Here is a 12,542-nt window from a genome sequence, read left to right on the forward strand (position 1 = left end):
GCGCTCGTCCGCCCTAGCGGTTCGGCGTCGGGGCGCTCGGTCCGACTCGCTCGGCCAGCCACGCCTGGCGCTGCGCGTCGTCCGGGGAGAGGGCGTCGGAGATGACGTGCGGGCAGACCCGGCCGTAGTAGTCGGTGATCGGACCGTCGGACTCGCGCACCAGCATCCCCGCGGCCTCGCCGTCGATCACCCACGAGCCGATCACCACGTAGTTGCCGTCGAAGACCGGCACGTCGGTGAAGGCCTGGTAGACGAACCCCTCCGCGCCGTAGGACCCCGGCATCTCGATGTCCTCCAGGGCATCGGCGAGGTGGATGCGGATGTTGTCACCCTCCCGGCCGTGCAGCGGCTTGGCGACCCAGTTCTCGAGGTCGCCGGGGTCGTCGAAGTAGGCGGGGAGCAGCAGCCGGTGGCCCGGGTTGCGCTCCCACAGCACCGGGAGGAGCGCCTTGGTCGACAGCATCGCCTTCCAGGCGGGCTCGAACCAGTTGACCGGACGCGCCTCGCGCTCCTCGACGACGTGCCGCCCGAACGGCTCGGCGAGCATCTGCTCCCAGGCGTAGAGCTTGAAGGCGTTGCGGACGCGGTAGTCGTTGGCGTCGCGGAACTCGTGGGCGTCCGGGTTCCACCCGACCTCCGCCATCGGGTGGGCGAGGGTGGCGAACCCGGCCTGGACGGCGGTGTCCATCAGGTAGTGGGCGGTCATCTCCATCTCGCCGTCGTCGTAGCTGTCGCCCTCGCCGAGGTCGTAGAAGAAGTGCAGCTCGTCGCCATCGGTGGCGCCGGAGGTGCGCAGCCGCTGCCAGCCGGCGACCAGCCGCTCGTGGACGCTGTTCCACTGGTCGAGCTCGGGCATCAGGTCCTCGAGCCAGCGCCACTGGGCGACCCCGGTCTCCACCAGCCCGGTGGGGGTGTCGCCGTTGATCTCCAGCATCTTGATGGAGGCGTCGGCGCCGTAGACGAGGTCGAATCGCGAGTAGAGCGAGGGGTCCTGCCGGGCGATGGAGCGGCGTACGACGTCCATCGTGCCCGGCGGCAGCCCGAGACGCTGGTCGGACATCGTCGCAGCCATGTGCCCGGCGGCGTCGACGCACATCGCCCACAGCTCCTCGGTGGCGGCCTCCAGGGCGTCGACCTCGTCGCCGGTCACCTCATACCAGGCGGACTCGTTCCAGTAGGGCCGCGAGGTGCCGTCGGGCAGCTCGGTGACCGGGAAGACGAGGCCCTGCTCGGTGACGATCCGCTCCCAGTCGGGGCGCGGCTTGATCGCGTGACGCCACATCAGGCGATGCTGGCGCAGACGATGGCCGCCACCGAGAGCGCCGAGGCGGCGGCCAACCAGGCCAGCGGCCGGACCGGGCCCGGCTCCGTGACGATCTGGCGCAGGTTGCCCGGCGTCACCGCGTCGATGGCGAAGAGCATGGCGGCGTTGAGCGCGACGCCGAGGACGGCGAACGAGACCGTCCAGGCCAACGGCCATCCCAGGTCGGTCGCGCCGTTGGTCCAGATCGCGGTGAAGAGCACCAGGGCGTTGGAGACCATCCACGACGAGGCGACCAGGCCCGCGGAGCGGGACTGGAGGTGGACCGAGGCCTTCCCGGACTCGTCGGTGCCGTGCAGGTGGCTGCCCAGGTGGCCGGGGGTCACCAGGTCGAGGACGTAGTAGGCGGCGATCAGGATCACCCCCGACACCAGCGCGTAGACGACGGCGTGGAAGACGGCGTTCAGCAGGTCGGTCACGGGTTCTCCTGGTCGGGGGTGGGGCAGGTCAGGACGAGAAGCCGCGGTTGGAACCGCCGAACCCGCCCTTGGTGGTCGTGGACTTCACGGTGGAGCCGCCGGTGGTCGGGAGCCCGCCGCGCTGGACGGTCCCGTTGAGCCCGCTGCCGCGCCAGGTGCCGCCGGTGGCGAACCCGCCGATCGGGGGCACCCGGGAGCTGGCACCCAGGTAGTACCAGAAGAACCCCGTGGCGACGCCGTTGTAGTCGCGGCTGGTGTCGCAGTTGTCGTCATCCACCCGCTCCTGGGTGTCGGGGTCGACGCAGACCGCGGCATAGTCGGCGGAGGTGGTGGCGCAGCCGGTCAGCCCGGACGCCGCGAGGGCCGTGACGCCGAGCACGACCGAGGCCGAGCGCATGCGTCGCCGTGGCGTAGTGGTCATCGGTCCTGCCTCTGCTGGGAGTGACGGGTCAGGCTGGGGTAGGCGAGCCCGGTGCCGAGGACCAGCGCGGCGGCGACCAGGGAGGTCGTCGAGCTGTCCCGCACGCTCAGGACCAGGGCTGCGCCGAACGTACCCACTGCGGCCAGCGGAACAACCCTGCGCCGCACAGGGCGCTCAGCGCTGCCGCGTCGTCCGAAGTAGAAGGGGACGGCCGCGCAGGTCAGCGCGTAGTACGCCGAGACGAGCAGCGCGGTGGCGGCGACCGAGTCGGCCAGGACCGCCTCGCTGGTGCCGACCAGGACGGCGTACGCGCCGGCGGCGAGGCCGGTGAAGACCCAGGTCGCCCGCGCCGGGGAGCCGAGCCCGGTGACCCGGGAGAGCGTGGACGGCAGGTCGCCGCGGCGCGACATCGAGAACATCGCCCGGGCCGAGGGGAGGATGGTGGTCTGGGCGCTGGCCAGGGCGGAGACGAGGACGGCGCCGGCGAGGACCGTTCCCCCGGTCGAGCCCATCAGGCTGGTGGCGAACTCGGCCAGGACGTCCCCCTCGCCGACCGCGACCAGCCGGTCGACCCCCGCGTAGGCGGTGACGGCCCAGGCGAACCCGGCGTAGAGGACGACCAGCACGCCCATCGCGATCAGGGCCGCGCGGACCGGGGTGCCGGCCGGGTCCGCGGACTCCTCGTTGACCGCGAAGGAGGAGTCCCAGCCCCAGTAGAGGAAGACCGCGACCAGGAAGCCGGCGACCACGCTCGAGGTGCTGAGGTCCGCGATCGTCGTCCCGGTCGTAGGCGAAAGTGGAGCCGGGAGGGGAGTCGCCAGGGCGGCCCGGACGGCGAAGGCGAGCAGCAGCAGCGCCTCGACTGCGAAGAGGACCACCTGGGTGCGGGCGGCCAGGGTGATGCCACGCGCGGCCAGGGCCGCCATCACGACCAGCAGGACGATCCCGGCACCCGCCTGGGCGAGCCGGGAGTCAGCCAGCCCTTCGAGCCCGACGACCGTGTAGCCGTAGATCGCGGCCGCCTGCATCAGGTTGGTCATCACCAGCACGCAGGCGGCGATCACCACCCACCCCGTCAGGAAGCCGACCCGTCGGCCGAACGGCTTGGTGGTCCAGGCGTAGCAGGTGCCGCAGTCGGGCTCGGCGGCGTTGAGCTCGCCGAAGCAGAGGACGACGAGCACCACCGGGATGGCGGAGACGGCGAGCAGCAGCGGCGCCGCGTCGCCGACCAGCGCGGCGAGCAGCCCGACGGTGACGGCCAGGGAGTACGCCGGCGCAGTGGAGGCGAGCGAGAAGACCGTCGAGACCGAGAGACCGACCGACCCGCGAGCCAGCGGACGCTGCTGCGGGGCAGCGGCCGCCGGGAGGGACTCGGGCATCGGGTGTCCTTGCTTCTCGACCGGGCTGCTGCGGCGCTCGGCGCTGTGGGTCAGCAGCGGTGGTCAGCGTAGTCCAGGGCCCGGCCGCCGGAACGCCCCGAGGGTGACCGCATCCGCCCGGAAAGATCGGGCGCGGAGGGCGCCGCGTCCCTCAGGCTGAGGAGCACAAGGAGGGACTTCCACCCATGATCGCCGCTCTCAACCACGCCGTCGACGAGATCGAGTCTCACCTGGCGGCGGACCCGTCCGCCTCGGTGGACGTCGGCGGCCTCGCCACGCGACTCGGCACCACCGAGCACCACCTGCGCCGCATGTTCTCCTCCCTGGCGGCCATGCCGCTCTCGGAGTACGTACGCCGGCGGCGGATGTCGCTGGCCGCCGCCGACCTCACGGAGCCGAACGACGACCTGCTGACGGTCGCGGTCCGGTACGGCTACGGCTCGGCGGAGGCGTTCGGGCGCGCGTTCCGTGCGGTGCACGGCGCCAGCCCTGGCGACGTACGGCGTTGCGGAGGTCCCCTACGCACACAACCACGGATCAGGTTCCACCTGACAGTCGAAGGGAGCATCCCCATGGACACCCGCATCATCCTGCTGCCTGCCCTCCGGCTCGTCGGTCACGCCACGCGCGTGCCGTTGACCCACCAAGGCGTCAACCCGCACATCGCCGAGCACGTCGCTGCCATCCCGGCGGAGGAGACCATGCGGCTCAAGGCGCTCAACGACACCGAGCCCGCCGGGGTGCTGGCCGTCAGCGACGACCTCGACCCCGACCGTGCCGAGGGCAGCGAGCTCACCTATCTGCACGGCGTGGCGACGACCGGCACCCCGCCCGACGGGCTCGACGTCATCGACGTGCCTGTCGGCACCTGGGCCGTCTTCCGCACCGAGGGGCCGCACCCGCAGGCGCTGCAGGACGCGTGGGCGGCGACGGCCACGACGTGGTTCCCCTCACAGCCGTGGCGGCTGCGTCCCGGGCCCGAGATCGTCGCGATGCTCGCCTTCGATGCCGACGCCGGTACGGCGACCTGCGAGCTCTGGCTGCCGGTGGAGCCGCAGTAGCCGCCGGCCCGGGCGCCGCACCGAGGCGTTCAGTCGATAACCCCGCACGCGACGCGGGTGCCGGCGTCGCCGGTGGCGAGCGTGGTCGCGTCCGGCCCCGGCACGCCGCCGGCGGCGTAGCGGTCGGGGATGTTGGCGAAGTTGTCGCGCCCGCTGTGCACCATCACTGCGGAGCCGTCGTCGTCGCGCAGCTCGTCAAGGGTGAACCGGTCGGTCACGAAGCTGCTCCACGCGCGACCGTCGTCGGTCACCAGCAGCGGGGGCAGGTCACCGGCGTGGTCGCCGTGCTCGGGGCTGTCGCCGGCGTAGTGGCCGCCCGCCGTGGTGAAGGGTCCGTCCGGGGCGTCGGCCTCGCACAGTCCGGTGCCGTGGACGTGCAACCCGTGGAAGCCCGGGGTGAGCCCCTGGGCCATGACGTCGACCTGCACGTGGCCGTGCTTCTCGCGCAGCGTCGCCAAGCCGATCCGGGCGCCGTCGACGCCGCTGAGCGCGACCCGCTCGACCCCGGCGCGGTGGTGGTGGCCGTGGCCGGGGTGACCCCAGCCGGGGTAGTCGCCGTGATGGCCCCCGTGCCTGCCGCCGTGCTTGCCGGGCGACCGGCTGTCGTCGCCGCTCGCGGTCCCGCTGGCCACGGCGGTCCCGCCGACGAGGACCAGCGCTGCCGCACTTGCCAAGGTGAGCCTGAGTGCCGTGAAGCCTTCCCGCATCTTCCTCACACCTTCCCGAGGGTCTGGTCTGATCGGACCTTCTCCACGGTGGCTGCTCCGGCCCGGCGGCGCAACGGCCGGATCGCTCACCGCACGGCCCGGCGCCCAGCGAGGCCGCTGTCTCGGTGTGAGACCGGCCAGGTCGTGTCCCGGCGGCTGATCAACCGGTTCTGACCAACGCCGGATCCGGAGGGGTGAGCCCGTGCCGGCGGATCACCCGTTCCCGCTGCTCGGGAGTCGCGAGGACGGCGAGGTCCTCCAGCAGCATGGCCTGCTGCGCTAGACGGCGCCGCGCTTGGCCTGCGCGAGCAGCTCGGTGAGACCGGCGGTGTCGACCTCCGCGCCGTACGCCGGCTGGTCGCGGTCGAAGCGCCAGCCCTCGGAGAGCGGCCCGACGTCGACCACGTCATAGCCGATCTCGTCGGTGAGCGCGGTGACCGTCGCCTTCGCCGACGCGTCGTCACCGGCCATCGGCAGGGCACGACGACCGGGGGTGCCGGCGGGGACGCCCTTGGTGGCGAGGTGGCCGGCCTGGATGGCGTTGAAGAGCTTCACCACCTGCGACTGCGGCAGGTGGGCGGCGAGGATCTCGCTCGGCGTGGTCTCGCCGGCGTCGATCTCGGCGACGTGGCCGTCGCGCTCGAAGTAGTAGTTGTTGGTGTCGATGACGACCTTGCCGGCCAGCGGCGCGACCGGCACCTGGTCGACGGCCAGGAACGGCACCGACACGACGACGACCTCCCCGGCCTGGGCCGCCTCCTCGGCGGTGGCGGCTCGGGCGCGCTCACCGATCTCCGAGACGAGGTCCGCGAGCGTCTCGGGCCCGCGCGAGTTGCTGACGACGACGTCATGACCCTGGGCCGCGAAGAGCCTGGCCAGGGTGCCGCCGATGTTGCCGCTGCCGATGAAGCCGATGTTTGTCATAGAGGGCGAACGGCCTACGCCGACGCATTGTTCCGCCGGGTGAAGGATGCCAACGGGTTCTGCCTGGTCCCGACGGGTTGCTGCCCCCGACAGCAGGCCTGCGTCAAAACGCGGAGACGGACCCCGAGGAACGCTCAGCGCGGGACAGCGCCCGCACCACCTGGAACCCGTGTCGACGCAGCGACAACGAGGCCAGCAGGGCCGCGACCACTTCGTCGACCTCGTCGCCGAAGACCGGCGTGGGTCGACCCACACTGGTGGCCAGGTCGTCGGCGTGCACCACGAGCTCCATGAGACGGACGGCCAGGAAGTCGTCGAGCGCCAGGGCGCACCCCTGCCACGGCACGTACGTCGTGGGACCGGCCGCGGCGATGGCGGCGGGCAGGTCGTCCCGGGACCGGTCGAGCACCGCGACGGAGTCGGCGTGTCCGGCCTGGGCCATGGCGTTGAAGTCGTCACGGATGGAGGTGTTCTCCACGGCGTCCACAGGCGCGCCGAGCCAGTCCACCCGATCGAAGTAGTCCTTCAGGGACAGCGGGTTTGCGTCGCGAGGCGTCTCAGCCCGAAGGAACTCCACGGCGCACTCCGGCTGGCTGACCAGGTGTCTGGCCACCCCGCCCACGGTCATCCCGGGAAGGGCGGACTCCAGGTGCCAGGCGTTCTCGACCTCGGGGGCCCGCACCAGAGGCGCCAGCGCGTCGGCGGCGCGCGGCACCAGCGAGCGATCGAGCGTCCCGGCGAAGGAGAGTGGCATCCGCCGACGGTAGCGGCGCCGATCGGGCCGGCGTCAAGAGCCGCTCACCCACTGAGGGCGACCCAGGAGATACCGCGGAACCGCTCGTGGTCCAGGTCTAGGGACTGTTCCGTGCCTTCCGGCGCTTGCGCCAGTCGAGAAGGGCGTTGACGGCACGGGCGATCCCGTAGCCCTGGCCACCCATCCAGCTCTCCCGGGCGACATGCATGGGCGCGTCCGCGTCAGGTACGGGGTTGCGTTGGCCAGGGATGCGCTTGGGCTGCTGAACCATGGCTCAATATGGCACGCTGCGGACTTGCACGCCCGCGCAATCGGTATGGGTTCGGACGGGAACGTCATCGGAACGCCGATGAGCATAGGCTGCCAATGTGACCCAGAGCACAGCGCGCAACCCTCGGCCGCCGCTGCCCAGCAGCGTGCGCTTCGCCGACCGGGCCACCGCCCGCTTCCCTGACCTCGCACCGACGTACTTCGACGCCATGTGGGACGGCGACCCCCACGCCGACGCCTTCGTCGCCGACTTCGCCACCATCGGCCACGGCCGTGCCATGAAGATTCTCCGCGCCGCCTGCCGGGACGGGATCTCCTCGGTCACCGACGCCCCCGAGTCGCTCCGGGCGCTCTTCGCTGAGCTCGACGCCGTACCGGACTGGGTGGACCTGGCCGAGATCGACGCCTCCGCCAAGCACCTGGGTCGCTACACCCGACAGGCCGGGGTCGTCCTGGGCGCCGCCTCGCTGGTCAGCGGCTACGCCAACTCCGCAGCCTCACGTCCGCTGGAGCTGACCGGGCGCTACCTCGACAACGCGGGAGCGCGCACCATCGAGGTCGGCTCCTGGCTGGTCGAGTCCACGACCCCGGGCGGTCTGCACCGGTTCGCCCCCGGCTTCGAGCTGACCGTGCGGGTGCGGATCATCCATGCCCTGGTCCGGCATGCCCTCTCCGGCGACGACCGCTGGGACCTCCAGGCCTGGGGCGTGCCGATCAGCCAGGCGTTCATGGCCTACACCCTCATCGAGTTCTGCCTGATCCCCCTGCGCGGGATGAGCGCGATCGGCGCCCCCTACCTGCCCGGCGAGGTGGCCGGCTACTACGCGCGCTGGCGCTACATCGGACACCTGCTGGGCATCGACGCCGAGCTGCTGCCTCGTGATCGCGAGGAGCAGGAGGCCCTGGAGGAGATCTACCTGCTCACCCGGCCGGAGGTCGACGACTACTGCCGACGGCTGGTGGGCTCCATCAACTCCGAGTTCCTGGTGCCCGAGATCGAGCAGCTCCTCCCCCACCGACGGCTGTACGGCGTCGCCCCACCCGTGGTGCACGGCTTGGAGCGCGTCTTCCTGGGCGACGAGATCGCCGATGAGCTGGGCGTGCCCAACACCCGGGTGAAGCACCTGATCCGGGCGGTGGGTCCGGTGCTGGGCTCGGCCAACCGGGTCATCGACCGGATCCCGGGGACGCTCGGACCGCGCACCGGCTGGGGCGATCGATACCGGCTCAAGCAGGACGCCCGGCTCCGAGCGCGGTACTCGGTGCACCACGACCTGGTCGACGCCGCACCCGACGGGCAGGCGCACCCGGCCAGAGGGACCGCGGGCGAGGATTCCTAGTCCGGGACGGAGGACGAGTCGTTCAGGTCCCGCCCGACCAACCAGATCAATCCGCGCCCACAGCCGGGGTTCGTCTGCTCGGCCAAGGCGTCGTCGTGCACGAGCGCAACCCCGTACGCCAGGTCAGAACCCGCCTCCGCAGCGGCCCAGTCGATCACCTTCATCACATCTCCACCGATCACGTCGTACGTGGCCGTGGAATGTGAAAGACGGGGGCCTCCTTTCGTCTGCAGATATACACGGAACCGAGGTGTCGTCGATTCCCAGTGACTGTCCCGTTCATCGACGAGGACGATCTGCATATCCCGCTCTTCCATGTCGCCCAGCGTCCCACGCATAGTGAGCTTGGTCGCCGCCGAGCGTGAGCCGGCGCCATGACGAAATGGACGCCCCTGGGGCACGAGGCAGAGGACAAGATGCAGCCATGACCGCCGACCCGCGACGACTGCAGGCGCTCAATGACCTGGTGAGCCACCGCATCGGCGTGGCGGAGGCGCGGAGCCGCCTGGCCGGCCAACACGGAAGCACCCCCGCGTGAGCGGGGAGCACAGGTCACCACGACCGGTGGTCGACCTGGGCACGGAAGCACCCCCGCGTGAGCGGGGAGGACGGCGGGGTGCTGTGCCTGTCCATCCAGGCTGAGGAAGCACCCCCGCGTGAGCGGGGAGGACAGCTGGCCGATCTGCCACGCCTGCATGGGCTCGGAAGCACCCCCGCGTGAGCGGGGAGGACACCCCGTACCAGTTGCCGGGGTGCACGAAGTCGGAAGCACCCCCGCGTGAGCGGGGATGACCGATGGGCGAGCCATGCCTTGCCGTCGTGGAAGGAAGCACCCCCGCGTGAGCGGGGAGGACTGGCGCTGCTCGTTCGTCAGATCCTTGAGGGAGGAAGCACCCCCGCGTGAGCGGGGAGGACGAGACCTTCGTCCAGGCGAACGCCTTCTCCAGGGAAGCACCCCCGCGTGAGCGGGGAGGACGACAGGAAGTCGTCGTCGGGAGTCAGGTCCATGGAAGCACCCCCGCGTGAGCGGGGAGGACGACGTGCCGCGCTCCCAGACGTTATTGATGAAGGAAGCACCCCCGCGTGAGCGGGGAGGACCGCAGGCGTGGGCTGAGAACACCGCCCTGAGCGGAAGCACCCCCGCGTGAGCGGGGAGGACGCCTCAATCGACAACTTCGCCTGGTCCGCAACGGAAGCACCCCCGCGTGAGCGGGGAGGACTTTGAAAGAACTCGTCCCGATTCCCGCCGAACGGAAGCACCCCCGCGTGAGCGGGGAGGACAGGTTCTGCCCGTGGGTGACCTGGTGCTCTATGGAAGCACCCCGCGTGAGCGGGGAGGACGAGCCGACACAGCCACGCGAGCCAGGGTCCACGGAAGCACCCCCGTGTCGGCAACGCTCGGATCTGGGGCCGATCCGACGGTGGAAAACGAGGCCACCGGTTGTGGGTTCTAGTCTGCCGTGTCTTGGGTTCTGATGCTGGGCAGGGTGTCGATGCCGCGGTTGCGTAGTCGGTAGCTGGCGCCCTTCAGGGTCAGGACGTCGGCGTGGTGCACGACGCGGTCGATCATCGCGGCGGCGACGGCTTGGTCGCCGAAGACGCCGCCCCAGCCGCTGAAGGGCAGGTTGGATGTGAGGATCAGCGAGGCGTGCTCGTAGCGACTGGACACGAGCTGGAAGAACAGGTTCGCGGCGTCTTGTTCGAAGGGCAGGTAGCCGACCTCGTCGACGATGATCAGCCCGTAGCGGCGTAGCCGGGTGAGCTCTTGGGGTAGCCGGCCGGCGCGGTGGGCGTCGGTGAGTCGGGTGATCCACTCGGTGGCGGTGGCGAACAGGACCCGGTGGCCGTGGTGCGCGGCGGCGATGCCCAGGCCGGTGGCTAGGTGGGTCTTTCCGGTGCCGGGCGGTCCGAGCAGCACGATGTTGCGGGCCTCGGTCAGGAACCCGCCGGACGCCAGGGCGGCGACCTGCTGCCGGACTCCTGGTTGGGCGTCCCAGTCGAACTCCTCGAGCGTCTTCCGGGCACCGAACCCGGCAGCACGGATCCGCAGCTGGGCCCCGGATGCGTTGCGGGCGGCGACCTCGCGGTCCAGGACTGCGGCCAGGTACTCCTCATGGGTCCACCCGGAGTCGCGGGCGTGGTCGGCCAACCGGGCAGCGGACTCGGTGATCCGGGGCGCCTTCAACGCACTGGCCAGGTAGGTGAGCTGCTTGAGCGCCTCACCAGTGGCCGGCTTCTTCGCCGCGCCCATCAGGCCACATCCTCATCGCTGCCGTGGGTGAGTCCGAAGGCGCGGTCGTAGTCGGCCAGGTCCCGCACCAGCGGGTCGTCTGGTTCGGCGGTGGCAGGGACGGGTGTCAGGTACTGCTCGCGCAGGACCTTTGCGGCCGCGACATGGGCCGGGTCGGTGATCGTCTGCCCGCGTGCCCAGACCCGGTCGTGCCGTGCCACGACCCGCCCATCGTGGCTGACCTGGACCTGGCGCAGGTCAGCGGTGACGTCGACGAACCGGCCGATCAGTGCCGGGTCGACGGAGTAGTCCGATGAGTCCAGGCGCACGTAGTAGTCGCGTCCCAACCGGACCCGGTTGGTCCAGCCCACCACCGGTGCCACCGGCGGCAGGGGCAGCATCGCGGCCTTGTCGACCTCGACCAGATCGACCGGGCGGGCCTTGATCGTGCGGACCGTCCGGGCGTTCGCGATCGTCAGCCACTCAGCCAACTGGGTGTTGAAGTCCGCTGGCGACGCGAACGTCCGACCGGGCATGAAGGAGGTCTCGAAGAACTGGTTGCGTCGCTCCACGATCCCCTTGGACTCCGGATCCCGGGGCCGCAGCCGGTGCAGGCTGGTGGCCAGCGTGCCGGTGAACGCCGCGACCCCTTCGGCGTGACGCTTGCCGCGGCCGATGCCGGGCTCGTTGTCCCAGATCAACCGTCGCGGCACCCGCCCCAACTCCTGCACCAGTTCCCAGGTCGCGGTCAGCAGGTCCTCGGTCCGACGGGTAGGGATCATCCGACCCAGGACGAACCGGGAGTGCGCGGCGGTGATCACCAGCACCGGCAACAACACCTTCGTGCCGTCCTCGAGCGGGATCTTCCTCGGCGGGAACCACAAGTCGCACTGCGCCGCATCCCCGGCCGCCCAGACCAACCGGTCCGCAGGGTCGACCGGCCGATGCTCGGGACGAAGCCGCCGAACGTGGTCACGGAACCAGGTGATCGACCCGGTCCATCCCACCCGTTCGGCCAGCACGGTGGCCGGCATGTCCGGGGTGTCCTTCAACAGCTGACGCACCCGAGCCTCGTAGGGATCGAACGACGTCGGGACCGCCGGCCGCTCGTACTTCGGTGGCCGATCCGAGGCCACCGCCCGCGCCACCGTCGACCGTCCGACCCCCAAATCCCGCGCGACCTGCCGCTGCGGAACCCCGTCCGCGACCAGCCGCCGAATCAGAGCCCAATCCTCCACTGAGATCACCCACCCAATCTGTCGGGGTGGCCTCGTTTTCGCCCGTCGCTATGGCCTCATTTTCGAGCGTCGTCGACACCCCCGCGTGAGCGGGGAGGACCTTCTGCTGCTCGGGGCCGTAGAGGTAGGCGAGGAAGCACCCCCGCGTGAGCGGGGAGGACTCTACGGATCCGACGACTTCCACTGGGGGATGGGAAGCACCCCCGCGTGAGCGGGGAGGACCGAGTCGTGCGGGTCAAGGTTGTGCGGGGCTTGGAAGCACCCCCGCGTGAGCGGGGAGGACCCGTCCACCTGCACGGTGATGTAGGTGCGGGCGGAAGCACCCCCGCGTGAGCGGGGAGGACTGCGCAACGACCCGCTCCCCCCGGCCTCCATCGGAAGCACCCCCGCGTGAGCGGGGAGGACCTCGACAGGAGCCCCACCATGAACGAAGACCAGGAAGCACCCCCGCGTGAGCGGGGAGGACAAGCTCGCGCCT

At 71.0% G+C, this 12,542-nt stretch carries 12 protein-coding genes and 2 CRISPR repeat arrays (1 of these 14 only partly in view); of the genes, 2 read left to right on the forward strand and 10 right to left on the reverse strand.

Features of this window, described 5'->3' with window-relative positions; genetic code table 11:
- Positions 1-13 precede the first annotated feature (13 nt).
- Genes C0R66_RS18185 through C0R66_RS18200 form a run of 4 tightly spaced genes read right to left on the reverse strand, consistent with a single transcriptional unit; the run spans position 14 to position 3,540 of the window.
- On the reverse strand, positions 14-1,282 hold the full coding sequence (locus tag C0R66_RS18185; RefSeq protein WP_101525895.1) for a glutathionylspermidine synthase family protein: 1,269 nt from the start codon (positions 1,280-1,282) through the stop codon (positions 14-16).
- Positions 1,282-1,740 (reverse strand): DUF350 domain-containing protein, encoded by a 459-nt coding sequence (locus tag C0R66_RS18190; protein WP_101525896.1) that lies wholly within the window; start codon positions 1,738-1,740, stop codon positions 1,282-1,284. Before C0R66_RS18190 ends, C0R66_RS18185 begins: the two co-directional genes overlap by 1 nt.
- Positions 1,741-1,768: 28 nt before the next feature.
- Positions 1,769-2,161: a hypothetical protein gene (locus C0R66_RS18195; protein ID WP_240311749.1), complete on the reverse strand. Its 393-nt coding sequence runs from the start codon at positions 2,159-2,161 to the stop codon at positions 1,769-1,771.
- Positions 2,158-3,540 carry an APC family permease gene (locus C0R66_RS18200; RefSeq protein ID WP_101525898.1) on the reverse strand — a complete coding sequence of 461 codons (1,383 nt, stop codon included), beginning with the start codon at positions 3,538-3,540 and terminating at the stop codon, positions 2,158-2,160. Before C0R66_RS18200 ends, C0R66_RS18195 begins: the two co-directional genes overlap by 4 nt.
- 185 nt (positions 3,541-3,725) lie before the next feature.
- Between C0R66_RS18200 and C0R66_RS18205 the strand changes: the two genes are divergently transcribed.
- A complete protein-coding gene (locus C0R66_RS18205) occupies positions 3,726-4,601 on the forward strand; it encodes an AraC family transcriptional regulator (RefSeq protein ID WP_101525899.1) in 876 nt (291 codons plus the stop codon).
- Between the two features lie 29 nt (positions 4,602-4,630).
- Here the strand turns inward: C0R66_RS18205 and C0R66_RS18210 are convergent, their stop codons facing one another.
- From C0R66_RS18210 to C0R66_RS18220, 3 genes are all read right to left on the reverse strand, one after another.
- Positions 4,631-5,308, reverse strand: coding sequence for a superoxide dismutase family protein (locus C0R66_RS18210; RefSeq protein ID WP_101525900.1), 678 nt, complete (start codon positions 5,306-5,308; stop codon positions 4,631-4,633).
- 279 nt (positions 5,309-5,587) lie between these two features.
- Positions 5,588-6,232, reverse strand: coding sequence for an NADPH-dependent F420 reductase (locus C0R66_RS18215; protein WP_101525901.1), 645 nt, complete (start codon positions 6,230-6,232; stop codon positions 5,588-5,590).
- Between the two features lie 103 nt (positions 6,233-6,335).
- Positions 6,336-6,986: a maleylpyruvate isomerase N-terminal domain-containing protein gene (locus C0R66_RS18220; protein ID WP_101525902.1), complete on the reverse strand. Its 651-nt coding sequence runs from the start codon at positions 6,984-6,986 to the stop codon at positions 6,336-6,338.
- 368 nt (positions 6,987-7,354) lie between these two features.
- Here C0R66_RS18220 and C0R66_RS18225 point away from each other — a divergent pair, with 368 nt between their 5' ends.
- Positions 7,355-8,596 carry an oxygenase MpaB family protein gene (locus C0R66_RS18225; RefSeq protein ID WP_101525903.1) on the forward strand — a complete coding sequence of 414 codons (1,242 nt, stop codon included), beginning with the start codon at positions 7,355-7,357 and terminating at the stop codon, positions 8,594-8,596.
- Here the strand turns inward: C0R66_RS18225 and C0R66_RS18835 are convergent.
- The 3 genes from C0R66_RS18835 to istA form a co-directional block, all read right to left on the reverse strand.
- Positions 8,593-8,913 (reverse strand): hypothetical protein, encoded by a 321-nt coding sequence (locus C0R66_RS18835; RefSeq protein WP_158648132.1) that lies wholly within the window; start codon positions 8,911-8,913, stop codon positions 8,593-8,595. The two genes, C0R66_RS18225 and C0R66_RS18835, sit on opposite strands and share 4 nt — an antisense overlap.
- Positions 8,914-9,116: 203 nt before the next feature.
- Positions 9,117-9,877: a CRISPR direct-repeat array (repeat unit 29 nt; unit sequence GGAAGCACCCCCGCGTGAGCGGGGAGGAC).
- Between the two features lie 169 nt (positions 9,878-10,046).
- The gene (istB, locus tag C0R66_RS18230) at positions 10,047-10,847 is read right to left on the reverse strand and encodes an IS21-like element helper ATPase IstB (RefSeq protein WP_101525904.1); all 801 of its coding nucleotides are present in this window, start codon (positions 10,845-10,847) and stop codon (positions 10,047-10,049) included.
- Positions 10,847-12,073 carry an IS21 family transposase gene (gene istA / locus C0R66_RS18235; RefSeq protein ID WP_114422859.1) on the reverse strand — a complete coding sequence of 409 codons (1,227 nt, stop codon included), beginning with the start codon at positions 12,071-12,073 and terminating at the stop codon, positions 10,847-10,849. The genes istB and istA overlap by 1 nt, the downstream gene beginning before the upstream one ends.
- A 62-nt stretch (positions 12,074-12,135) precedes the next feature.
- Positions 12,136-12,542: a CRISPR direct-repeat array (repeat unit 29 nt; unit sequence GGAAGCACCCCCGCGTGAGCGGGGAGGAC) (it continues 659 nt past the right edge of the window).

Origin of the sequence: Nocardioides houyundeii, assembly GCF_002865585.1 — a bacterium.
Lineage (GTDB): Bacteria > Actinomycetota > Actinomycetes > Propionibacteriales > Nocardioidaceae > Nocardioides > Nocardioides houyundeii.